The organism is Gordonibacter sp. An230, assembly GCF_002159915.1.
Classification (GTDB): Bacteria; Actinomycetota; Coriobacteriia; order Coriobacteriales; family Eggerthellaceae; genus Rubneribacter.
Map to the genome: position 1 here is coordinate 53,883 of NZ_NFJP01000017.1, position 23,963 is coordinate 77,845.

The 23,963-nt window shown below is 64.6% G+C and carries 20 protein-coding genes; 4 read left to right on the forward strand and 16 right to left on the reverse strand.

Annotation, left to right across the window (positions count from 1 at the left end; translation table 11 throughout):
• Positions 1-15: 15 nt before the first annotated feature.
• The 5 genes from B5F40_RS09960 to B5F40_RS09980 all read right to left on the reverse strand — a co-directional run bounded on the left by B5F40_RS09960 (position 16) and on the right by B5F40_RS09980 (position 4,945).
• On the reverse strand, positions 16-597 hold the full coding sequence (locus B5F40_RS09960) for a hypothetical protein (protein WP_239442997.1): 582 nt from the start codon (positions 595-597) through the stop codon (positions 16-18).
• An 83-nt stretch (positions 598-680) separates the two neighbouring features.
• Positions 681-1,760, reverse strand: a complete 1,080-nt coding sequence (ruvB, locus tag B5F40_RS09965) for a Holliday junction branch migration DNA helicase RuvB (RefSeq protein WP_140396476.1) — start codon at positions 1,758-1,760, stop codon at positions 681-683.
• 40 nt (positions 1,761-1,800) lie between these two features.
• Entirely contained in the window at positions 1,801-2,400 is a 600-nt protein-coding gene (gene ruvA / locus B5F40_RS09970) for a Holliday junction branch migration protein RuvA (RefSeq protein WP_087194189.1), read from the reverse strand.
• A complete protein-coding gene (ruvC, locus tag B5F40_RS09975; protein ID WP_087194190.1) occupies positions 2,397-3,032 on the reverse strand; it encodes a crossover junction endodeoxyribonuclease RuvC in 636 nt (211 codons plus the stop codon). Before ruvC ends, ruvA begins: the two co-directional genes overlap by 4 nt.
• Before the next feature lie 122 nt (positions 3,033-3,154).
• On the reverse strand, positions 3,155-4,945 hold the full coding sequence (locus B5F40_RS09980; RefSeq protein WP_087194191.1) for a helix-turn-helix transcriptional regulator: 1,791 nt from the start codon (positions 4,943-4,945) through the stop codon (positions 3,155-3,157).
• 326 nt (positions 4,946-5,271) lie between these two features.
• Between B5F40_RS09980 and B5F40_RS09985 the strand changes: the two genes are divergently transcribed.
• Positions 5,272-7,470 (forward strand): oxidoreductase, encoded by a 2,199-nt coding sequence (locus tag B5F40_RS09985; RefSeq protein WP_087194192.1) that lies wholly within the window; start codon positions 5,272-5,274, stop codon positions 7,468-7,470.
• A 525-nt stretch (positions 7,471-7,995) separates the two neighbouring features.
• On the opposite strand, the gene B5F40_RS09990 is transcribed toward B5F40_RS09985, so the two are convergent.
• The 6 genes from B5F40_RS09990 to B5F40_RS10015 all read right to left on the reverse strand — a co-directional run bounded on the left by B5F40_RS09990 (position 7,996) and on the right by B5F40_RS10015 (position 15,352).
• The gene (locus B5F40_RS09990; RefSeq protein ID WP_087194193.1) at positions 7,996-8,796 is read right to left on the reverse strand and encodes a YebC/PmpR family DNA-binding transcriptional regulator; all 801 of its coding nucleotides are present in this window, start codon (positions 8,794-8,796) and stop codon (positions 7,996-7,998) included.
• Positions 8,797-9,009: 213 nt separating this feature from the next.
• Positions 9,010-9,918 carry a radical SAM mobile pair protein B gene (locus B5F40_RS09995; RefSeq protein WP_239442998.1) on the reverse strand — a complete coding sequence of 303 codons (909 nt, stop codon included), beginning with the start codon at positions 9,916-9,918 and terminating at the stop codon, positions 9,010-9,012.
• Between the two features lie 121 nt (positions 9,919-10,039).
• Positions 10,040-10,777, reverse strand: coding sequence for a hydrogenase nickel incorporation protein HypB (hypB, locus tag B5F40_RS10000; RefSeq protein ID WP_239442999.1), 738 nt, complete (start codon positions 10,775-10,777; stop codon positions 10,040-10,042).
• Positions 10,778-10,803: 26 nt separating this feature from the next.
• Positions 10,804-12,369, reverse strand: coding sequence for a 4Fe-4S binding protein (locus B5F40_RS10005; RefSeq protein WP_087194196.1), 1,566 nt, complete (start codon positions 12,367-12,369; stop codon positions 10,804-10,806).
• Positions 12,366-12,878 (reverse strand): hydrogenase maturation nickel metallochaperone HypA/HybF, encoded by a 513-nt coding sequence (locus B5F40_RS10010; protein WP_162610952.1) that lies wholly within the window; start codon positions 12,876-12,878, stop codon positions 12,366-12,368. Before B5F40_RS10010 ends, B5F40_RS10005 begins: the two co-directional genes overlap by 4 nt.
• 1,019 nt (positions 12,879-13,897) lie before the next feature.
• Positions 13,898-15,352, reverse strand: coding sequence for a helix-turn-helix transcriptional regulator (locus B5F40_RS10015; protein WP_162610953.1), 1,455 nt, complete (start codon positions 15,350-15,352; stop codon positions 13,898-13,900).
• Between the two features lie 254 nt (positions 15,353-15,606).
• Here B5F40_RS10015 and bfr point away from each other — a divergent pair, with 254 nt between their 5' ends.
• Both bfr and B5F40_RS10025 read left to right on the forward strand, forming a co-directional pair.
• Positions 15,607-16,071, forward strand: a complete 465-nt coding sequence (gene bfr, locus B5F40_RS10020) for a bacterioferritin (protein WP_087194199.1) — start codon at positions 15,607-15,609, stop codon at positions 16,069-16,071.
• Positions 16,072-16,439: 368 nt separating this feature from the next.
• Entirely contained in the window at positions 16,440-17,615 is a 1,176-nt protein-coding gene (locus tag B5F40_RS10025; protein WP_087194200.1) for a phosphoglycerate dehydrogenase, read from the forward strand.
• Between the two features lie 376 nt (positions 17,616-17,991).
• Here the strand turns inward: B5F40_RS10025 and B5F40_RS16955 are convergent, their stop codons facing one another.
• The 4 genes from B5F40_RS16955 to B5F40_RS10040 all read right to left on the reverse strand — a co-directional run bounded on the left by B5F40_RS16955 (position 17,992) and on the right by B5F40_RS10040 (position 20,577).
• On the reverse strand, positions 17,992-18,126 hold the full coding sequence (locus tag B5F40_RS16955; RefSeq protein WP_446718592.1) for a hypothetical protein: 135 nt from the start codon (positions 18,124-18,126) through the stop codon (positions 17,992-17,994).
• Positions 18,127-18,137: 11 nt separating this feature from the next.
• Positions 18,138-18,365: a type II toxin-antitoxin system prevent-host-death family antitoxin gene (locus tag B5F40_RS10030; RefSeq protein WP_087194201.1), complete on the reverse strand. Its 228-nt coding sequence runs from the start codon at positions 18,363-18,365 to the stop codon at positions 18,138-18,140.
• Positions 18,366-18,441: 76 nt separating this feature from the next.
• The gene (locus B5F40_RS10035; protein WP_087194202.1) at positions 18,442-19,356 is read right to left on the reverse strand and encodes a diacylglycerol/lipid kinase family protein; all 915 of its coding nucleotides are present in this window, start codon (positions 19,354-19,356) and stop codon (positions 18,442-18,444) included.
• A 36-nt stretch (positions 19,357-19,392) separates the two neighbouring features.
• The gene (locus B5F40_RS10040) at positions 19,393-20,577 is read right to left on the reverse strand and encodes an FprA family A-type flavoprotein (protein ID WP_087194203.1); all 1,185 of its coding nucleotides are present in this window, start codon (positions 20,575-20,577) and stop codon (positions 19,393-19,395) included.
• Between the two features lie 227 nt (positions 20,578-20,804).
• Here B5F40_RS10040 and B5F40_RS10045 point away from each other — a divergent pair, with 227 nt between their 5' ends.
• Positions 20,805-21,683 (forward strand): SDR family oxidoreductase, encoded by an 879-nt coding sequence (locus tag B5F40_RS10045; RefSeq protein WP_087194204.1) that lies wholly within the window; start codon positions 20,805-20,807, stop codon positions 21,681-21,683.
• Positions 21,684-22,365: 682 nt separating this feature from the next.
• Here B5F40_RS10045 and B5F40_RS10055 read toward each other — a convergent pair.
• Positions 22,366-23,856 (reverse strand): APC family permease, encoded by a 1,491-nt coding sequence (locus B5F40_RS10055; protein WP_087194206.1) that lies wholly within the window; start codon positions 23,854-23,856, stop codon positions 22,366-22,368.
• Positions 23,857-23,963: the final 107 nt, after the last annotated feature.

The following is a 23,963-nucleotide window of genomic DNA, read 5'->3' on the forward strand; positions in this document are numbered from 1 at the left end:
GGCCGAAAGACGGGGCTACCCCCGAAGCTCGGGGCTTTCGACCTTATCGGGAAAACCGCCGGACGCGGCGCGCCCGACTTCGTCGGAACGCCCGCTGCGCCCATCGGGACGCAGAGTCTCGACGAGGGAGGGCTCGACCTTTTCGGGCGGCGCCTCGAAGCCAAGCGCCTCCATGGTCGAAAACGCCTCTTCGGAAACATCACCGTCAATCTCGTCGAGCAGGCGCATCGCATCCTCGGGATCGTCGGGCAGATCGAGACCGTAGGCGTCTGCGAGGGCGCGGGCCTGCTTCTCGCGCAAGTCGGCCAGGTCGTGCTCGTCCGCATCGCGCAAGTAGCGCGATGCGAGCAGCAGGCTGCGCGCGACGTAGTCCACGACGCGCGGATCGACGCCCGACACCTGCACAACGCTCGCGACGGAGTCGGGAGCAAGCGACAGCAGGGCCTCCCCGTCCATGTCAACCGCTTCGCCGACGGCGTCCTCGAGCATGTCGGCGGCGCGACGCGGATCGCGCTCCTTCTCGGCTTTCGTCCAGCTGCGTCGAACGACCTCGGCGAACTGGAGCAGTATGCGCATGAGATAGTCTCGCTCAAGCATCCGGTTCCTTTCTCGCAAACTGCGTCGCAAGCGGCGATGCGCCTCTCGATGGAGGGAGCAGGGCCTCGCGACTCAAGATTCTATCAGGTCGGCGGCTTTGGCAAACCCAGATGATCGTAAGCCCGCTCAGTGGCAACGCGGCCCTTCGGCGTGCGCAGCATGAGACCCTGCTGCATGAGAAACGGCTCGTACACGTCTTCGAGCGTATCCGGGTCCTCCGAGAGCGCCGAAGCGAGCGTGGTCAGGCCCACGGGACGACCGCCAAACTGCACCGCGAGCAATTCGAGGATGCGATTGTCCATGCCGTCGAGGCCAAGCGCGTCAACCTCGAAGAAACTCAAGGCCTGAGCTGCCACGTCTTCGTCGATGATGCCGTCGCCTCGCACCTGCGCCCAGTCGCGCACGCGCTTGAGCAGACGGTTCGCCAAGCGCGGCGTGCCACGGCTGCGCCGGGCGATCTCGAGCGCCCCGTCCTCGGCGATGCTCACGCCAAGGATGGACGCCGAGCGCCTCACGATGGAGGCCAGCTCCTCTGGCGTGTAGTACTGCAGACGAAACACGATGCCAAAGCGGTCGCGCAAGGGCCCCGTCAGAAGGCCCGTGCGCGTGGTGGCGCCGATGAGCGTGAAGCGCGGCAGGTCGAGGCGGATGGAGCGCGCAGCCGGTCCCTTGCCCACCACGATGTCGAGCGCGAAGTCCTCGAGCGCGGGGTAGAGCACCTCCTCCACCATGCGATTCAGACGGTGTATCTCGTCGATGAACAGCACGTCGCCCTCTTCGAGGTTCGTGAGGATGGCCGCAAGGTCGCCCGTGCGCTCGATGGCCGGGCCGCTCGTCGTCTTGATGTTCGCCCCCAGCTCGTTGGCCACCACGGTGGCGAGCGTGGTCTTGCCGAGGCCCGGAGGACCCGAGAACAGGATGTGGTCCACCACGTCGCCGCGCGCCTGAGCCGCCTCGATGAGGATGGCAAGCGACTCTTTGATCTTCGTCTGGCCCAGGTAGTCGCCAAGGCGCCTCGGCCGCAGGCTGCGGTCGAGCGCAAGGTCGTCCTCGGTGAGCTCGGGAGCGACCGCCCGAGCGCGCGCAGACGGCCGATCCCCGCCGCCAAAGGCAGGATCGGCCTCGAACACGAGGCCCTCTATTTCGATGCTGTTGTCAGCCATGACCGCCTCTCCGTCAGAAGGCTCGGGCACGCCGACGCCCTCACGAGTTCGCCCCCAACCGCTTCAGAGCGTATTGTAGCAGCACGCCCTCGTCGCCGCCTTCGGGCGCGCCCTTGAGCGCCACATCGGCCTCCGCGGAGGTGAAGCCCATCGACAGCAGCGCCTCGCGCGCGCCCGCAAGACGCTCGGGCGCGGGCACCCCGGCGCGAGAAGCATCGTCGAAAAGGCCCGCAAGGCCCTGGTCGAACGACCCTTTCAACTCCAAGATGATGCGCGAGGCCGTTTTCTTCCCCACGCCGGGCACGCGCTGCACAGCCGCCACGTCCTGCGCGGCAACCGCCGCCACGAACGCCGCGGGCTCGAACGACGAGAGCACGGCAAGCGCCACCTTCGGCCCCACACCGCTCACACCGACAAGGCGCTCGAACAGCGCCTTCTCCTCCAAGGAGAGAAAGCCGTACAGCGCGAGTGCGTCCTCGCGCACCTGCAAGCGAGTATGGATCTCCACGGGGGACCCCGCCTCCGGCAGCTTCGAAAGGGCCGCCTGCGACATGCCCACGGCATACCCCACGCCTCCGACCTCCACGTAAGCCGTTGCGGCGTCCTTGCCCGCAAGGATCCCCTTCAGAAACGCGATCATGCCCTCACCTTCTCCTCGGTCTCTTTGGCCGCATGAGCCCCTGCCGCACGCTTGGCGCGCGTCGCCCCGTGCGCCTCATCCCGCGCCGCAGCCTCGCGCGCCTCGGCCTGGGCGACCAGATGGTCGAAGCGGCCTTCCGCGCGCGCAAACCCCTCGTGCGTCGCGAAGCAGATGGCCGCGGCCAGCGCGTCTGCCGCATGGTCGGGCCGGGGAGCGTCGCTCAACGAGAGCGCTTGGCGCACCATGTACTGAACCTGGGCCTTGTCGGCCGTGCCCACGCCCACCACGGCGAGCTTGATCTGGTTGGGCGAGAACTCCTCCACGTACAGATCGTGCTCGGCGCACGCCACGAGCGCCGCGCCGCGCGCCTGGCCGGTGGCGAACGCAGCTGAGACGTTCTGCCCGAACCACACCGTCTCGACGCCCGCGCACGAAGGCTCGAACCGCGCGATGACGGCTCCTATCTGCCTCTGCACCTTCATCAGGCGATGAGCGAGCGGCATGTCAGCGGAAGTGGAGACGCACCCGTAGGCGACGCATGCCAAGCGCGGCCCGCGCTGGGCCACGACGCCCCATCCGGTGTTCGCCAAGCCGGGGTCGATCCCGAGTATGGTACGTTCGATGGTCGTGATCGACCCCCTTGTCTGTCGTCGCGCCCGCCGGACCCTTTCGAGCGGCAGCTTTGTTGCAAACGTTTGTTCGTCATAATCCTATCACATCGATTTGGGAAGGACGTCAAAGAAGCAGCGTTTTTTCATTTTTCCACAGCCCTGCCGGAGGATGGCCCCTTTTCGCCTGGCACCTGCGATACGACGCCCTCGCAAACCGCCTTCGCGCTTTCAAGAGCCCCCTTCGCGCGCGGCTGCTCAACCTCGTCCACGAGGTTGAGCAGCTCCTGCTTGCTGTGCACGCCGAGCTTCGCGTAAAGCGTTTTGGAATGCGTGCGGATGGTGTTGGGGGAAAGGCAGAGCCGCTCCGCCAGATACGACACGTTGCGGCCATGCGCGAACGCCACGAGCACGTCCGTCTCGCGCGGGCTCAAGGCGAACCGCTCCGCCAGCACGAAGCAGCGACGGCAGATGGGATCGGGCTCGTCGGGGACGGCTTCGGCGGCAAGCCGAAGCGCGGCAGCCAAGCCCAGCGGCGAGGTCCCTGCCGAGCCCCGAGGTCCCGCATCGGACTCCGCAGGCTCAATCGCCGCCCGACGGCCGCACGACGGCGCGACCATCCGATCCTTCGCGCTGCCGTCAGCAGAGCCCGACCCCAAGCCCTCCCCTGCGCCCGCGGAAGAATCGCCCGCGCCTTCGGCGACGCTCATCCCCGCACGGCGCTGCACGAGCGCGTAAGCCATTGACAGCACGTACAGCACGAGCAGCGCGGCCGTGAGCGAGGCTGTCGCCCCGAAGCCGCCCCCCTCGGAGAACAGGCTCAAGCCGATCCACGTGGATGCCGCGAACACCGCGTACACCGCTCCCGCGAACAGCCCGTACGTCGTCGTCGAGCGCACGCCCCTCTGTCGCGCCGCGTCGATGCAGGCGGGCACCATGAGAGCCTGCATGAGGGAGTACGCTGCGAACACCGCGGCCCCCACGGCAACGGCCAGCCGTTCCCCGCCAACCGACAAAGCCAGAAGCAAGGTGGCCACCACGGGGAACAGGATGCGGAACAGCGCGGGAATGGTGGGGCCCGACACGCGACGCCCCCGAGGTCCGCGCAGCATGGCGAGCAGCGCGACCGCTCCGACGGCCATGCACGCAACGCCGGACGTCCCCACCATGCCGAGCTGCGTGCGAAGCGTCATCGTGCGGGTGACGGCCACGGCGAAGGCGATGGCAGCCGCGCAGAACAGCGGGGTGCGCACCGCCCCGAGCGCCTCGCGCGCAAGCCCGCCTGCGGCCCTCGGCGCGCCCGCTGCGGCTTCCCCGCCGTCGTCGACCGGGGCAGGGGCCGGCGACCTGCCGCACGCCGCGCTCACGACGGCCAGCAAGACGGCCGAGCCGCACGCCGCCGCAGCGTAGGCGAACTCCAGCGCGGGCAGCGCAAGAGGCTCCGTCGCGAGGGAGAGCGCCGCGCACACGACCACCGACCACAGCACGAGCCTCGGCACGTCGCAAGCGCCAAGGCGAGAGAGCGCGTGCGCCCACAACGCCGAAAGCCCGCCCATACCCGCCCCCGTCAAAGCGGCGCCGGCGCCCACGAGCGCATGGAGCCCCGACGGCGCCGCCGCGACGAGACCGTACCCCGCGACGGCCAGCATGGCAAAGCCGAACGGCAACGCCCGAAACGCCGCGCCCGCGGCCTTGCCGCGAGACGCCCGCAGCGAGGCCGCGGCGCCCATGGAGGAAAGTACGACTGCCATGCCGATGAGCAAGGGCACCGTCCACCACGTCAAGATGGACGGAACGTCCAGCCCCGTGCGCTCGGAGAGCCGAAGCCCTCCCCATACGGCCAGCTGGCACGCGAACGACAACAGCGCGTACCCGCCGCACGCGCACGCGCGGACGCGCGCAACGCCCCTTCCTCCTCGTATGGACCCATCCGGCACTCCGCACCCTCCTTGCGCTGCCGTATATCGCACTCCGTTTCAGTATCGCATATCCACAGCGGGCAAACGGCGGCTTTTCGCCCCCGAAAGCACTTCGAAGGCGTTTTCACCAATCCGGTGTGAGGCTTTTGGCCCCCGAAGGCGGTCGAAAGCCTCGGATGCGGGCCGAATGGACGCACGTTCACCAATCCGGTGTGAAGCGCACATGCCCTCTTTGCTGCTAGGATGCGACGGCCGACGCGAACAGGGCGCAGGCGAAAAGGGACGCGCGAGCGATCGGCGCGCGGACGAACAAGCACAGGCAAAGACGAGAGAAGGAGCGGAACATGACGCTATCGCGACGTCAATTCCTCGCAGGGGTAGGCGCAGCCGGCATGGCGGCGGCAGGTGCGGGGTTTGCGGGCTGCGCGCCCAAGGAGGCCGTCCGGGCAACCGACGGCGGGAAGGCGGCTCAAGCAGCCGGCGAAGGCGGCCTCATCGCCACCGCCTCGCTCAACCCGCAGGACTACGACTACCGCCAGAACACCACCGATTTCGCAACGCTGTTCTCGCCGATGAAGATCGGGCCGATCGAGCTTTCGCACCGCATGGTGAAGTCAGCCGCCGGATCGGCCTGCTACTTGGCCGGGTTCACCAAGGAGCTTTCGGAGTACTACGTGAACTTCGCGAAAGGCGGCGTGGAGCTCATCTGGGTGGAAGGCGAGATGCTGCCCGCGGGCGACGTGTCCGACGAGGCGATGGCGTTCGGCCGCGACCTCGTCGAGCAGTGCGCGGCGCACGGAGCGCACCTCGGCTACCAGTGGGCCGTCTCAGCCGACATCCCCGCTATGAGCATTGAGGAGATCGTCCAGCTCGAGGACGCCGGCGCGGCCAGAGCGGCGGCGCTCAAGGCCATGGGCTTCGAAGCTATGGAGATCAACGCCGCAGGGTTCAACGCGGGCGCGCACTTCCTGTCGCGCTTCCACAACACGCGCGACGACGAATACGGCGCCGGCAGCCTCGAGAGCCGCGCCCGCTTCGTCGTGGAGAGCATCCGCAAGATCAAGCAGGCCTGCGGCGACGATTTCGCGGTGCAGGTGCTCATCGACGCCGTCGAGGAGAACGACAACCTCACCAACGACGCCACGCTCATGACGATGGACAAGGATGTCACCGCTCCCCACAACTTGGCGAACACCATCGAGGAGGGCATCGAGTTCGCCAAGATGTTCGAGCAGGCCGGCTGCGACTCTTTGCACCTGCGCCTCGGGCCGCTCGGCAACCATCCCTGCCAGTTCGGAAGCGATCTGTACTTCATCCTGAACGGCATCGAGGGCGCCACCGGCTACGGCACCCAGTGGGATTTCTCGCGCCACTTCCAAGGACAGCTCGTTGCCAACCACAGCGGAGCGGGCATGATGCTCGATGTCGCCGCGCGCTACAAGGAGGCCGTCTCCATCCCCTGCGGCACCGTCACCTACATGGATCCTGCGCACGCTCCCGACTTCTTCGAACAGGCGCTCGCAGACGGCAAGTGCGACTTCTACCTCATGAACCGACCGCTCACCGTCGATGCCGACTACGTGGCCAAGCTGCGTGAGGGGCGCATCGACGAGATCGCGCCGTGCACGCGCTGCCTGCACTGCCACATCGGCAGCAACGAGATGAACGCCGCCATGGGCTGCTGCCGCGTGAACGCCCTCACCCAGCGCGTCATGCGCGAGGGCGGCCCGGCCACCTACGAGCTTCCCCCCGTCGACGAGGCGAAGAGGGTCATGGTGATCGGCGGCGGCCCGGCCGGCATGGAGGCGGCCCGCATCGCCGCGGCGCGCGGGCACGACGTGACGCTCTACGAGAAGAAGGCGTCGCTCGGCGGACTGCTCGACTTCGCAGCCAACGTGAAGGGGCCGCACGAGAACCTGGGGGATTTGAAGAACTACCTTGCGCGGCAGCTCGAGCTGACCGGCGTGAAGGTCCAGACGAGCACCGAAGCCGACGAGGCGCTCATCGAGCAGGAGGCGCCCGACGCGGTGATCCTCGCCGTCGGCGGCTTGCGCGGTGCGCTCGACATCGCGGGCGCGGGGAGCGTGCCGGTGGTGGACTTCGAGCAGTTCTTGACCGCCGACATGGGCGACAACGTGGTGGTGTACGGCTCGAACGCCCAGGCGTTCGACTGCGCGCTGTGGCTGACCGTCCACGGAAAGCGCGTCGTCATGGTCACGCCGAGCGCCAACGAGGAGCTCGACATGCAGCAGTCGCAGCACGCTCAGCGCTTCATGACCACGGCCCTGTACGCGCTCGGCCTCAAGGTGTGGCCCAAAGCATCCATCAAAGAGGCCGGCGACGGGCGGGTCATCGTGGCCACCGAGGTGGGCACCGAGGTTGCCGTGCCGTGCGACGCCATCGTGAACGCCGCCGACCTGCTGCCGAACACGGCGCTCGTCGACGGGCTGTCCATCGAAACGTACGCGGTGGGCGACTGCGCCGAGCCGTTCAACATCGCCCGCGCCATCCAGGCGGGCAACGACGCTGGACGCGCCGTCTAGCCCGCAACGCGCGAGCGAACGCGTCGAACGTCAGCCCCTCGCGCAAAATGCGGCGGAAAGGTGCCTCTGGCGCACCTTTCCGCCGAAGGGCAACGACGCTCGACAGCGAAAAGGCACGTCGCGCAGGCATCCATCCAGCGAACTCGTCGGCCGAGAAGAACGAGCGACCGGTACGGAGCGCAAGCAAGCGAGCCGGTCGCGTCGTGCCCTCAGCCCATCTCGCAGGCTCTCCATCCCCGCGCGCATCCCGCGCGCCTTTAGCACGCCGAACAGCGCAGGAGCCATCGACCCTTCGAACGCTTTCCGACAGGCCCCGCAATAAAGGATAGGAGATCGGAGCCGAAGCGTCACGGCCTGCTACAGGGGCGAGGCCACGGCACGTGCGACGATTCTCGAGCAAAGCCCTCCGGCAGAATTGCCCGAAACCCCTTTGGGACGCCTTGCGAAAAACGGACGGGGGCGCGGCATGACCGCGCCCCCGTCCGAACCTCGGCTTTCCCTCGGAGAAAACCGCCGAAGGACCGGCTACTCGTCAAGCGCCTCGGCGATCTCGTCGGTGATGTCCATCGTGTGGTAGACGTTCTGCAGATCCTCGAGCTCCTCGAGCTTGTCCACGAGGCGCATGACCTTCTTCGCATCGCCCACGCTCACCGTGGCGGGCGTGGTGGCTTCCATCGTGAGTTCGGCGCCCTTCACCTCGATGCCCTGCCCCTCGAGGGCCTTCTTCACAGCCATGAGATCGGTGGGCGCAGTGTAGACGATCCACTCGTCCTCAGCGTCCTCGTAGTCAAGGCCGCCGGCCTCGGCCACGGCCATCATGAACTCATCCTCGTCGGCGGCGGCGCCGTTGGGGCGCACGGGATTCTTCTTGTCGCCCGTTTCCACCTCTTTGGCTACCATGACCTGTCCCTTGCGCTCGAACATGAACGCCACGGAGCCGGAGGTGCCGAGATTGCCGCCGTGGTGGTTGAACGCCGCGCGCACATCGGCGGCGGTGCGGTTGCGATTGTCGGTGAGCGCCTCGCAGTAGATGGCCACGCCGCAAGGCCCGTAGCCCTCGTAGACCACCGTCTCGTAGTTCGCCGAATCCTTGCCGGAGCCGAACGCCTTGTCGATGGCGGTTTTGATCTTGTCCTTCGGCAGGGAGTAGCCCTTGGCCTTCTCGATGGCGGCAGCAAGCGACGCGTTGTTGTCGGGGTTGGGGTCGCCGCCCTCCTTCGCGGCCACCGTGATGTTGCGCGACAGCTTGGAGAACAAGGCCGAGCGCTTCGCGTCCTGCGCCGCCTTGCGGTGTTTCGTTGTAGCCCACTTAGAATGCCCAGACATAGACGTCCCTTCCGATGTTGCACTTGCCGACCAGTTATTTTACCACATGCGGCGAATCGCCAAGTCGCTTTCGCATGGTCTTCAAAAAGGCTATGCGAAGGGAACAAGCAGGAGCCGGCACGGGCAGCGGCCGAGACGAAAAGAGGTGGCAAAGGGATCATCTACCGAGCAGGGCCGCTTCGCAGGCGAAGCCCGAAACGAGGACCTGTGCGATCAGATCGACCCCGAGCGCCGACCTGCAGATCCCTTCTTCGCGCGCGGAACGACCTCTTCGTGGAAAAAGTAGTTCACGATGACGGGCGGATCTTCGAAGGGCCTGGTGAACGAATCGTCGTTGCGAAGATACGATAGGCCCTCGCCCAAGGCAAACCGCCGTATCTCCTCATCGAGCAGCATCCAGTACCCGCGATCTCCTTTTCGGTAGATCGCCTGGTACAAAGAGGTCAAATCGGGCCGCTTCCGCGCTATGTAGCCCAATATCTCCTCTTTGTACGCGCCGCGTAGGTTCAGGTTCTCAAGCCATACGAGGTTGCACCTGTCCCTTGCTCGCCGTATGATCGCCGCAACGTCCGTGATGCCGGGGAAGATGGGAGAGATGAAGCAGGTCGTTCGCACCCCGGCATCGTGAAACACCTTCATCGCTGCCAAGCGGCGTTCTATGCTCGCCGCACGATCCATGTCTTCTCGAAATTCCTCATCAAGCGTGTTGACAGACCATGAAACTCGGGCATCCGGAAAGGTTTTGATCAGATCGAGATCGCGCAGAACCAAATCGGACTTCGTCGCGATGCTGATCCTGCAACCGCTCCCTTGCAACTGCTCCAGCAGGGCCCTCGTTCTTTCTCGCTCTTCTTCCACCGGTTGGTACGGATCGGTGACGGATCCGATGAAAACCTCTTTTCCCTCGTATTTCCGAGAATCCTTAATCTCTGGCCAATGCTTAACGTCCACGAATTCCCCCCATGGTTCTAGATGCCCTGAAAATCTCTTCATGAACGACGCGTAGCAGTACGCACACCCATGGGAGCAACCGATGTAGGGATTCGCAGAATAATCGCTTACGGGAAGGTTCGACTTCGACAAAACACCTTTCGATTCCACATCCTTTACGACCACCTCCACTGCAACCGCCTTTCTCCGAACATCCTTGGGCAAACTCCGCAGCCCCTCATCATCGCACCTCGTCAGACGCCCCTTCGACGCCCACATCGTCGACAACGCTTCCCACCACGGCCTCGCCTCGTCAAAGGGCGGCGCGAAAAGCGCCAACCGTCGACGATCGCACCACCAAAGGCACGCAGGCGGCGCGGCGCCTTTCAAGCCAAGAGACCAGCTCTCCCAAGCCCTCGCCCGTCCGCGCGCTCGTCACGAACACCTCGAGCCTCGGGTTGAGCGCGCAGGCGCACTCCTCGAGCGCAGCGAGGTCGAAATCGGGATTCGAGGGCAGATAGTCGCTTTTGGTGACTACAAGGGCATCGACCACGGCGAACATAGGCGGATACTTCACCACCTTGTCCCACCCTTCGGGCACCGACAAAAGCATGATGCGGCAGTGCGCTCCCGTGTCGAACTCGGCGGGGCACACGAGGTTGCCGATGTTCTCGAGGAACAGCCACTCGAACGGAATCCCCCCGAACGCCTCGAACGCCCTCTCCACCATGCCCATCTCGACATGGCACACCCCGCGCGTGTTGAGTTCGACGGAGGCAACGCCAGCCTCCTTGATCTTGCGGGCATCGACGTCGCTTTCGAGGTCCGCCTCTATCACGCCGAGCTTCGGTGCGGGCAGGCCAGCGCGATCCGCCCGCGCCCGCAACCCCTCGACGAGCGAGAGCAGAAGCGTCGTCTTGCCCGCCCCGGGCGAGGCCATCACGTCCACGAAGAACGTACGCTCTTCTCGCCTCTTCTCGCGAAATGCCTCGGCGGCCTCGTCGTTGCCAGCCAGCACACTGCGCTTGACCTCGAGCATCCTTCTCTCCACAGCTCCTCCTTCCCGCTCGCCGTCGGCTAGAACCTCGTTTGACCGGCCGTCGTGCCCCGTCCGATCAGGCCGTGCTCGAAACGGTAAGCCGCTTTGAGATTGTAGTCGTCCTCCAAGAGATGCGGCATTTCCAATATCTGGTCGTCGGAGCGCTTGTACAGCTTGCGAGCCTTTTGCGGGCACACGTACGCGCACTGGCCGCAACGCTGGCACAGATGGTCGGTCACGCGAGGCCTGCCGTTGTAGTTGTCCATCGTGATGGCCTCCATCGGGCAGCGCTCCGCGCATGTGCCGCACGCGACGCACAGCTTGAAGTCGGCGCCGATGTCGTAGTGGGTGCGGTACGCGAACGCGGGAAGCTTCTGCAGCTCGTCCCAGCCGCCAAGCGCCTCGGCTCCGGCCGCCCACTGAGCCGTGATTCCGCATATCTTCGGATTGCAGCAGCACACCCACGCATGCTCCTTGCCGTAGAGGCAATGGAGTATGAAATTGTCGTCGCGGGATTTCCGGATAACCTCCAAAGCCTCCTCTTGGCTGATCCGACGGCCCAGCCCGAGGGCGACCAGGTACTCGGCGTCGTCACCCAACGCCAGACACGTTTCGATGCGGTCCCCGTTGGAGTCCCGGAATTCAGCGAGATCCCCGCGGCCGAAATCCCCGAACGTCGGGAAGTTCGTGCCCTTCTCATGGCATTCGTTCACATAGACCGCGTACCGGCACGAACAAGGCTGCAAGGCTATGAACTCGTGGTCTTTGATGACCGTTTCGATATCGTCGTAGGCAAGCAGTTCGTTTCCTTCCGCCACCACCTCTTTGTTGAGGGGAACCGAGTAGAACACCGGCGTGCCGGCGTATGCGTGATCCTCCGCCAGGCCGTCTCCCAGTAGCGGCCAGTCGAAATTCTCGGGATCCGCATAGTACTCGTCGCAGTAGGTGTAGGTGTTGACGCCCTCCGCAAAACCGGGGATGTTGTAGACGATGCCCTCGGCGCGCGTGCGGAAAGGAAGGTAAGCCGCTGCACTGAAAAGCTCGCACAGCTCCTTGCACTCCTCGTAGGTGCGGCTCGATCCCTCCTGCTGCGACTTGTGGTAGTACTCGTTGACCGTGAATTCGCGGCCCCACGGCATCTCGAGATACGCCTGAACCTGCTCTTCGGTGAACAGCTTCTGCAAACGCTTGAACATCGTGTCGTTCAGGCCCTCCCCGCATCCGAACCCGTGCGTATGGATGAGCGCACGCATCTTGACGTAGACGGCCGGAACGACGGAGCCATCTTCGTTGACCCAATCCGTCTGGGAATCGACGTACTCCTTGCGACGTCGGTTGAGCTCCTCGAGCGGCATGGTCGAGCCACCCAAATCGGCAATGTGCTTGGGAGTGCCCTTCCACACGGTTCCATCGCTCAGAACGACCTCCGTCTGTTGGCTTTCACCATCCTGCGCGGCGCTCGCACTCGTCGTTGCGCATCCGGCCATCGCGCCCATGGCGCCCATGGCACCCATCATCCCCATAGCACCGAGGAAGCCCCTTCGCGTCAGCCCCTCATTGCGCTTCCAAACGTTTCCTTCACGCTTGTCGACATCCTTCGTCATTCGCCTCTCCTCTCTTCTCCAACATGTCGGAACCGCCTTGAGCGCATCGACCGCCCTGCAACCGAAGACGCGCATCGCCCGACGGGGCAACGAGCGGACGAAGCGCTGAACGCGGCATCCCCCGTATCGGCCTGCGCATGCCCGGAATCCGCGCGTCCGACGACCTCGATGCGGTCGATCGTGAACTCCATGCCGGAATGGAGCCTGTAGTCCCGCTCCGCTCCGCACCGAGGGCATTCCCACGTCGAAGAGTCGAAGACGTCGATGGGAAAGACGGAGCCGCATCGGTTGCACCGCACGGCGAAAGGGGTCCTGTCGACGATGAGCCTCGCATGCTCGGCGACCGTGCCTTTCGAAAGAAACGCGAACAGCCCCTGCATGTACTCCTCTACGACATCGCGCCCTTGCCCCACCGTGAGAAAGACAGACGTCACCTCGCCCGCGCCGATGCTCCCGGCATGTTCGAGCACCGCATCGACCACTCCGTGCACCAGTGCCATCTCATGCATGCCGAACCTCCTTCGGCCCCATTGCCCGTCTTCATCGCGCCCGGATAGCGCAAACCGCATGCTACCCGGAGAACCCGCAGGCGGGAAAGCGCCCCTTTGGGCAAAAAGCGGAATCACCCATTTGGGCATGCTGCTTTTCGACCTGCGGGAAAAGCGCGACGAGAACGCTGAAAAGGGACGGGAAGGAGGCGGCAGCAGCGGAAAGCGACCCTTTCGCGCAGAATTCGTCGGGCTGCCGACGATCTGGCCGTAAGCGAGCCTCCGTAGCGCGCCTCTCGCAGAGATCCGCCTCCCCGTCCTTGCGAGCGGGTAAGCACCTGAGCCGCCATTCTCGGAGGCCCAAAGCCAGCCCGCGAACGCCAAGCTCCGGCACGCCGCCGGCGCGCTACCGGACGGCAAAACGGCGAGGGACGACGGAACCGCGCCCCGCACATGCGCTTTCGCCTCAAAACGGCGCTGGAGGAACGAATTCGATCTCGAAGTTACCAACGACCCTCTTTCGACGACGGACCGGAGTCCGGGATGTGCAGGCGCAGCGCGCCGAGCACCACCTCAAAGCCACCTTTCCGCCAACCAGAAACCAACTCGACCGCATCATCCTCCGCCCGGAAGACACCCCTCCCTCGCCTCGTACGGCGAGAGGCGCAGAACGCCCGCCATGCCGACCGACGCCTTTCGAAAAGCGGCAGAACGACAAATGCAAAGCGAGGACGGCCAGTCGCGTGCGCCGACGGCATGCTGCAAAGAAAGGCGTCCGGTCTGAGGAGCTTTTACGTCTCGAAGCGCCCGAGACCGCCCCAGGCGCGCTCCCATGCCGTGGCAAAGGGCGTCCTGCGCAACCGGCAGGTGCAAGACGGCATCGTCGAAAAGCCGGTGAGGGAGCTCGGCATCATCGAGGGCCAATAGCGGAACGTCGCGAACGAAAGATGCGGACGCGAGCCGGGAAACGGAACGAAAGCGGTCAGAACGCTGACAGGTTGCGAGATCGCGCAAGCGAGAAGGCCCGCGAGCAGATCGCCTCACGCCTCATCGCTCGAAGCGAGCTTCACAAGCTCTTTATACGAATGGATACCGCATTTCCTATAGATCGCGCCTATGCGCGACTTGATCGTCCAGGGACTCAAGTACAGCTGATCGGCAATCTGCTCGCGGTTCATGCCCTGAAGCAGAAGGTCCAAGACCTCGCTCTCCTTGCCAGTCAGGTCATAACGTAGCGCCATCCGATCCCGAAGCATTGAGACGTTTGCCTTGTACCCCTCGTTCTCGGGAAGCTCGCCGAGCGTGAACACGACCGCGTCGCTCGCACGACTCGGAAGGAAAGGCACGGCGGCTAGAACCGCCCATGTCGAAACGACCGCAATCGACCACCAAGCCGTTCGCTCCTCGAACAACTCTTGCGCGAGCCAAAAAAGCGCCCCCGATACGCAGACGGCCCCCACGAACACCGCATAGTTGACCGGAAACACATCAATCACAGGTCTTCCCTCCTCGCGGCAAACGTCTATCGAGAATGCGACAAGCGACACTTCTCCGAGGAGTATGACGAAATAGCACAACGGGAAAAGCAACGAAGGCACCGTTTCGACTATCAGGGGCACGGCAACGAGCACTCCTCCGCACGCAACGATGGAAAGCCTTATGAAGGCTCCGAACTTCATATCTTCACGCACGCGCAGCACCCGTACCGCACAAGCCGAGGCGAACACCAAACCGAAAGCAGCGACCATGCCAAGCGCCGATTCGGTTGACCAGACGGCACCGAACACAAACAGAGCAACAGCCTCGGCCACCCCCCACGAGAAGCCCAAGCAGACAAGGATCGAAAAGGAGTGGACGACAATCCGATAAGGCCCTTTGTCCGAAAGTCTCCGAGGAGCGTCGTTTTCGGGCGATCGAAAAACAATCGCCTGCAACGAAGCGGATGCGAGCGAACACGCCACGACAACGACCGGACCAACGCACGGCACGGCATCGAATTGGGAGACCAAAGCCGCCGCAATCGGATTGAGCAGATAGCACGGGACGAGCACCGCGAAAAATCCGAAGCGTCCGGACGTCTTGCTGAAATCGAGGAGCCGCTCGACCCAGAAAAGGAGGGGTTGCGCCGAGCACGCTCCCGCAAACAGGGACAGCGCGACCCTACACCATGCGCCAGCAGGGACGTCCGCAGCAGGTAAAGCAGACTGGAAAGCCAAACACGCAAACGTCGCCGCAACATAGGCCGACGCGCCGATCACCTGCTTCTTTCGCGCGGAACCTGAGCGAAACACGAGCCGCACTCCGAAGCTGCCCAACGCGGTTCCCACCAGAAACGCGGTCTGGACGACAAGAACAGCGTCCCACGGGATCGCACCGGTAGGCCCCGAGAAGAATCCGAGCGGCCCGCCGCCGTACGTCACGAGGAACGTCCCGAATCCTAGCAAAAGAAACGTCGGGCCTCCCCCGTCGCGCCCGACACGCATCGCGAAGCCCACGAGCCCTCCTCTCCCAGATCGTCGCATGCGGCTTGAACCCCAAACTCTCCGACGACTCGAGCCGATACGAAAGTGTAGCATATGCAAGCACGGGCAAACGAACTGCGAACATGACTCCGTTTTCTTGACAGCATGGCGACGCCGCGAAGACGGTTCACCGCGCCGCCCTCCTTCTCGCCGCACCGCCCCTACAATCGAGCGGACGGGCCGATGCAGCCCGCCGTCCATCGCCCATGTTTCGGAAGGAGCGCCCCATGAAGGGAAACCAGGAACTCATCGACACGCTTAACGATCTTTTGGCCGGCGAGCTGACCGCCGTCAACCAGTACATGGTGCATGCTGAGATGTGCGAGGACTGGGGCTACGGGAAACTGCACGATGCCTTCGAACGCCGCGCCATCACCGAGATGAAGCATGCCGAGAAGCTCATCGAGCGCATCCTGTTCCTCGAGGGCACGCCTATCGTGTCTCGCCTCAACGACATCCGCATCGGAGCGATGGTCCCCGATCAGGTGGATTTCGACCTCGCGCTCGAGATGGACACCGTGCGCGACTATAACGAGGCCATCGTCTTGGCCGGCAAAGTGCTCGATTACGCCACGCGCGACATCCTCACGACGATCCTCGAGGACGAGGACAAGCATGTCGACGAGCTTGAAGAGCTGCAAGACCAGATCGAGCAGATGTCGCTGCAGGTGTTCCTCTCAACGCAAAACTAGCCGGGAGCGCCCCTCGTCGCGATAACGCGGGCCGCCGATCCACGCGAAGGATCGGCGGCCCGCACACGCTTAGAGCCCCTCGCAGAGCCCCTCGACCGTAGGCGACAGAGCGATCCGCGCGCAGCCTCTGGCGCGGCTTCGGACCGACGCCTCCGCACAGTGCCCGATACGACCTGCCCGAAGCCTCGTCCCCATCACCTGAGCAAGACGGGATGGGCGGACGCAAGGGCATCTCGCCGGACGTTGGAGCTTCTCGCCGAGCCTTCGTTGACAGCGGAACCTCCGGGCGCGCACTATATCGGGAACGCACCGAAGCGACTGCGGCGCGCCGAACGGGCGCGCCGGGCCGCCGTCCCGAAGGAGAGCCCATGCGCCGCATCCACTGCCTCAACAACATTTCGCCCCTGGGCACAGCCCTTCTCACTGAAGGCTACGCCCTCTCCGACGAGATCGAAGGCGCCGACGGGGCGCTCGTGCGCAGCGCGTCTTTGCACGATGTGGAATTCCCCAAAAGCCTGCTCGCCATCGCCCGCGCGGGGGCCGGCGTGAACAACATCCCGCTCGACCGCTGCGCCGAGGAGGGCATCGTGGTGTTCAACACCCCTGGCGCGAACGCGAACGCCGTGAAGGAGCTCGTGGTGTGCGCCCTCATGCTGGGCAGCCGCGACATCGCCGGCGGCATCGCCTGGTGCCGCGACAACGCCGACGACCCGAACATCGCGAAGGCGGCCGAGAAGGCGAAGAAGGCCTTCGCCGGGCGCGAGGTGAAGGGCAAGAAGCTGGGCGTGATCGGCCTGGGGGCCATCGGCGCCGAGGTGGCCAACATCGCCGTCGAGCTGGGCATGGACGTGTACGGCTACGACCCTTACGTGTCGGTGGGCGCCGCATGGCGCCTCTCGAGCGCCGTCCATCGCGTGACGAACCTCGACGATATTTTCCGCACCTGCGATTACATGAGCATCCACGTGCCCGCCATGGAGGGCACGATCGGCATGATCGACGGGCGCGCCTGCTCGCTCATGAAAGACGGCGCGGTGTTCCTGAACTTCTCGCGCGACACGCTCGTGGACGACGAGGCCATGGCCGCTGCGCTGGCATCCGGCAAGGTGCACGCCTACATCACCGACTTCGCGAACCCCGCCGTCATGAAAATGAAAGGCGCCGTCGTGCTACCCCACCTGGGCGCTTCCACCGCCGAGGCCGAGGACAACTGCGCCATGACGGCCGTGCGAGAGCTCATGGACTACCTTGAAAACGGAAACATCCTGAACTCCGTGAACTACCCCGCCTGCGACATGGGACCGGTTCCGGAGGGCCTTCGCCGCGTTGCCGTGCTGCACGCGAACGTGCCGAACGCCATCGCCCGCATCACGAACGTGTTCGGCGACGCCGGCGTGAACATCGAGAACATGACGAACAAGGCCCGCGGCGACAACGCCTACACGCTGCTCGATCTCGACGCAGACGCGCCGGGCCACCCCGACGACGCCATCGGACGCCTTGAGGCCATCGAAGGGGTGCGCCGCGCCCGCGTGGTGAAGTAGCCTCCTCCCCGGAAACCGGCTCCTCGAACCGAAACGGGTCCCGCACGCTCGAAGCGCGGGACCCGTTTTTCTTTTGCTCGCACCCCCGTCCGCAACGCAGGCGGCTCATGAGGAACGCCAGGCGAGCAATTTCTCCAGATATTTCGGAGGAGCGATCATGGGGACTTCGCTTCCCTCGAAATCCTTCCCCGTTGCGCGTCACTATGAAGCTGAGATTCGCCCTTCGGGCAGCCTCCTCGAGCACCGCATCCCCGTAATCGCGAATCTTCGAGTTCGCCGCCAGCAAGCACTCGCCGAAGCCGACTTCCGCGACCGATAAAGAATCGAGAAGGATGTTGGCCACCTGCAGACTGCGTTGCTCATCGTGGAACACGTATCAGCTCGCCAAGTAGAATATGTCAGTGAGCGCGCTTCCGGACAAGCGCAGATGAGCCTTGCCCTGCACCGCGAGCAAGAGCAGGTTCTGGGCAACCGAAGCCCACTCCCCGCGCTCGGCAAGCGCATCGATGATGACGTTCGTGTCTAGGAGAGCTTCCGCTTCTCATCCGCCCTGATCGCTCGAGCATCATCCACCGTGACGCCCTTGGGAAGAATCCCGAACAAAGATTCCATAGCCCGCACGCGATCGGCATACGGGTTGCAAAGTTTTGCCGCCGCGTCCCCGTTCTTGCTGATAAGAATATCCTCCGACTGCGCCAAATCCAAGCAGTGCCCTAAGTTTGGCTTGAGCTCCGTCGCGGTAACCACCATGCGGCACCCCCCATCGTACGATCCTCATGCAGCATTCGTACGATATTGCATCATATTTCGTACGATCATACGGCCTTCACGGTCGAAGAACCCGAAGCGCCCCCGCGTCCACGGACACGTCGAAGGTGCGGCCCTCGATGCGCTCGCCGTCCATCTGGGCGGGCGGGGCCTCGTCGAACTCGATGCGCAGCGTGGAGGCCCGGCGCGTCTCGATCTGCTTGAAGCCGATGTGCGCGCCCGTCTTCGCGCGCATGAAGATGTAGAGCGCCCGCGCCACGCCGACCGGCGGATGGGCGACGCACACGTCCAGAACGCCGTCGTCCACCTTCGCGTCGGGGCATATCTTGAAGCCGCTGCCGTAGTAGGGGCCCACCTGCACGGCGAACATGACGGACTCGGACTCGACCGGCACTCCCCCGTCGAACGAAGCCCGATAGCGCCGCACGTCCAGGTGACGCAGCAGCTGGTTCACCCCCGCCTCCATGTACAGCATCGTGCCCGAGCGGCCCGTGCGCACGCGGCGCTCCACGGTGTCGTGCGCGATGGCGGCGTCCAGGCCGAACGAGAGCGTCTCCACGAACCAGCGCCCGTTCACGCGCCCCACGTCCACCGGCAACGCACGGGCGGCCAGAAGCTGCGCGCACGCCTCGTCGACGTCCTCCGAGATGCCGAGCGTGCGCGCGTAGTCGTTGCCCGACCCCACCGGGATCACGCCGAAGACCGGGCGCTCGGCGGGCGCTCGGCGCATGAGGCCGTTCGCCGCCTCATGGATGACGCCGTCGCCTCCGATCGCGATCACGGTCGAGCAGCCCTCGGCGCGCTCGGCGATCTCGCTCGCATGGCGCGGGCCCGCCGTTCGCGCAAGCACCACGGCGCCCTCGCCCAGGTTTGCGCGCAGGCGCTCCGCCGCCCGCTCGGCCGCCGGACCCCCGTTGCCGTTCTGCGCCGCCGGGTTGGCGATGAGCAGCACCTTTCCCAGGCCCTCGCTCACAGATGCCCTCCCCTTCCTTCCCCGACCGCCCGAAAGCTAGCGGCCAACCGCGCTGGCAACGACCTCCTGCAGCTTTTCGAGACTCGCCGCATCCTCGATCCATTGGTGCGACAGCGTGCCAAGGGCAAGATCGAAACCGCACGTCGCAAGCACGTCCGCGACCTCGTCCGGACCGTTCGTCCCCCAACCGTACGAACCGAACGGGATGCCCACACGCCCCTGCCAACCCGCCTTCGGCGAGAGGCCCTTGAGGTAGCAGAGGAACGCGGCCACCGTGGGCAGCATGCCGTTGTTGAGCGTGGGCGAGCCCACCGCCACGTACTTCGCCGTCAGCACCTCGGTCATGATATCGGAGATGTGGTTCGCCTTGAGGTCGAACAGACGCGCCGGAACGCCGCGTTCGATGAACGCCTCCAAGATCTCGTGCGCCATAGCCTCGGTGGTATGCCACATGGAGTCGTACACCACCACGGCATAGTTCTCGGGCCGAAGCGAGCTCCAGCGCTCGTACACCTCCATGACCTCCGGAACATGGCTGCGCCATATGACCCCGTGACTCGGCGCGATCACGTCAATGTCCAGGCCTTCAAGCGCTCCCAACGCGCGCTGGACATGGCGCGAGTACGGCATGACGATGTTCGCGTAGTACTTCTTGGCCTGGGCGAGCACCTCGGGCAGGCCAACTTCGTCGTCGAAGTGCTTGGAGGAGGCGTAGTGCTGGCCGAACGCGTCGTTCGAGAACAGGATGCGGTCGATATCGGAATAGGTCGCCATGTTGTCCGGCCAATGCACCATCATGGTCTGCGTGAACGAGAGCGTACGCTTGCCGATGCCGAGCGTGTCACCCGTCTTCACGGGCACGTAGTTGCGATCGCCGTAGTGGGCCGCAAGGCCGCTCACCCCGTGCGGCGCGCTCGCGTAAATGCGGGCGTTCGGCGCGAGCTCGCAGATTGCGGGAAGAGCGCCGGAATGGTCCTGCTCCACATGGTTCGCAACCACGTGCTCGATGCATGCGGGATCCACCACTTCGCGCACCCGCTCCAACAGTTCTCCTGCAAAGGCAGGCTTGCACGTGTCGATGAGCGTGGGGTGCTCGTCCATGATGAGATAGGCGTTGTAGGTCGACCCCCTGTCCGTCGTGTAGCCGTGGAAGTTGCGCTCGTTCCAATCGACGCCGCCCACCCAGTACACGTCGGGCTTGACTTCAACCGCATGCAGCATACGCGACTCCTCCCGTCTCGTCGTCCCTCGAGCCAGTATAGCGAAACCCTGAATGGAACCGTCGACTTTTCACCGAACGAGGGCAAGCGTCCCGCATTCGGCGAGGGCGCCGCCGGACGCGCTCCCTTACCGGACGGAGAAATCCACGTAACGTTTCTCGCAGAGCCGGGGCGGCCGAACCGCACCGGCCGTACGCTTCCAGCACGATCCAACGGAAGGAGACGCATATGACGCAATCCGCAACGCTCAAGACCCAAGCCCCGAAGGCGGACTACAAGATGGACGATGCCCGCGCGAACGTCGATCCAAAGCCCCAGCTGGAAAGCGATGCATACCGCCCCGCCGATAAGCTCGCGCGAAAGGCCGCGCTCGTGACCGGCGGCGACAGCGGCATCGGAGCAGCTGCCGCCATCGCCTTCGCGAAAGAGGGGGCCGACGTGGCCATCGTCTACCACTCCTCCGACGACGATGCGCAAACCGTGGCCGACCGCATCCGCGAACTGGGAAGACGCACGCTCGTGTTCAAGGGCGACGTGGGCGACGAGTCGTTTTGTCAAGGCGTCGTCGGCAACATCGTGGCCGAATGGGGCCGCCTCGACGTGCTCGTGAACAACGCTGGCGAGCAGACGCCTCAAAAGAGCATCCTCGACATCACGCAAGCTCAGCTCGTGCGCACGTTCCAGACGAATATCTTCAGCATGTTCTTCCTGGCCAAGGCCGCGCTGCCTCACCTGTCGCAGGGCGGGACCATCGTGAACACCACGTCGGTGACGGCCTACCAGGGAAGTCCGCAGCTGCTGGACTATTCGGCCACGAAGGGCGCCATCACGGCATTCACTCGCTCGCTTTCGGAAAACGAGGAGTTCGTGAAGCGCGGCATCCGCGTGAACGCGGTGGCGCCCGGCCCCATCTGGACGCCTCTCAACCCGGCTTCCTACGGCCCCGACAGCGACGAGGTGAGGCACTTCGGCGAAAGCGTGCCGATGGGCCGCCCCGGCCAGCCCTACGAGCTTGCCCCCGCCTACGTGTTCTTGGCAAGCGACGACTCAAGCTACGTGTCCGGCCAGGTCATCCACGTGAACGGCGGCACCGTGGTCAACAGCTAGCACCACAGGGCGTGCCAAGGAGACTCCGTCGGTTCCCTTGGCACGCCCCCGCCGTGCGCCGGAAGCCGGCGTTTGGGGTAGAAATCGATGGAACATGATCGTTCGGGGAAGCAGAAAGGCGCGTTGGCGCGATCCGCGATTCGGCATGCTCGCCTCGCCCACGGTCTGCGGGACGAGGCGCTTCCATGATGCGAGCGGGATCTTGGGGCATGATCATTTTCGGCCGCTCCCTACCTCAAACGAAGGTTTTCGCACGATGGGCGATGAGAAGAACGGGAACTTCAGCACGGATGCTTCTCGTGAAGCGCTCGGCGACGAAGAGAGCCGCCGGATCAGAAGAGCCGCCCCCTTGCTACGCTTCAGGTTGTCATACCGAGCGAGCGCGATGAGCTGAAGGAACCCGCCAAAAGCGCCGAGGGCGCATCGCGCTCCTCCCGGCATGCGAAGGGAGCGTTGCGCCCTCTGGAAAGAATCCTTCGAGTCGCTGCGCTCGCTCGGTATGACGGTGGAGCTCGCCGCATGCTCTGCTCAGGGCAACATGGGGGTTCTCAATGTGCGCTGCGCTTTGGACGATAGGCCTGCCCCGCCCCGCTTTCCCCCGCAACAGAGGAAGGGCCCCGTGTGGAGCCCTTCCTCATCCCACGGACGAAGGCTTTGCCGCCGGATCGACGCGGGTCGGACGCTACACCGCCGATTCGTGGGCAGGATCGGGCGAGGTCGCTCCCGCGGGCTCGGCGTTTTGCGCGAGGTTGCCGTGGAGCACGTCGAACTCCTCAGGGTCGCCATCGAGCGCCATGCCGCGGTACTCGACAGCCCTCCTGCGCGCCGACACGACGCGCACGACCTCGCCGATCACCGCGAACGCGGCCACGCCGATAAGCATCGGAATCTTCGAGAGCTCCTCCTCGCTGCCGTTGAGCGGCACGATGGTGGCGACCATCGACAAAATGAGCAGCACCACAGGAAGCCACGCCGCAACGCCCATGAGGATCTTGCCGCCGGGCACCTTGAAAATGCGGGGACGATCCGGATCGACCTTGCGCAGCTTCAAAAACGCCGGGAACATGGGCATGTAGCAGATGAGCAGGAACACGACGTTCATGGAGAAGAATATCCAGAAGAACCCGTCCAGCCCCACGGCCGACATGACGGGCGAGACGAGAACGAGCGCGCTCGCGACGATCCCGTTGACTACGGCCGAGCCGGTGGGCACGCCGTTCTTGCCGAGACGCGAAAACACCTGCGGCATGTTCTTCTTGTCGGCCGCACGCGCCGCCACGTAGTTCACGCCGAACGACCAGCTGATCATGTTGCCGAACAGCGTGATCAGGAAGACAACCCCGATGACGACGAACAGCAGGCTGCCATCGCCGGCCATGATGGCCACCGCGTCCATGATGCCGGAGTCAAGGGACACCTCGGTGGCCGGGATGGCCGCGCCGATGCCGAACGAGCTGAACAGGTAGATGGCCGCGATGGCCAGACCGCCGACGATGATGGCTGCGGGGATCTGCTTCGTAGGGTTCTCCATGTCGCTCGCGAACACGGCGATGGCCTCGAACCCCATGAAGTTGAACAGAATGACAGACAAATACGTGAGGCTGCTCGCATCGGCCGACGGCAAGAACGTGGACAGCGACATGTCGCTCGCGAAGCCGTTCGTCGCGGCATAGTAGATGCCGAGACCACCGACCGCCACGGCGATGAGCACCTTGAGCACAGCCGACAGATTGAGAATCCACGCGGAGTCCGAGGTCTTCGAAAAACTCATGAGCACGACGATCCACACGAACGCCAGCTCGATGGCGAGCGTGGGAACAAGGCCCAGCTCCATCCCCGTCAAAAGCGTGATGGTCTCAGGGAACAAGAACGCGAGCGAAGCCATCCACAATGGAAAATTGACCCAATAGTACCAACTCACCCGACTGCCCCACGCATCGCCGAACGCGCGACGCACCCAGTCGGCAATGCCTCCTTCGTCATCGGCGTAGGCGGTGCCCAACTCGCACACAATAAGCCCGTAGGGCAGCAAAAACGCGAGGATGAGGAAGATCCACCAGAAGAACTGCTGGTTGCCGATGGCGGCGGCCGGGGCCGCGGCCTCGGCCACGAACACGACGCAGATCACCGTGAGGATCGCGTCGATCATGCGAAATCTCTTTTTCTTGGCCATGCGACCATCCCCCTTACAAAGCAGATTCATGTTGGCGTAGTGCGTCAGCGGGAGCGGCTGCGAGGCCCGCGGTTCGCGCGACGGCGAAGGCGGAGCGCGCTTCGGCA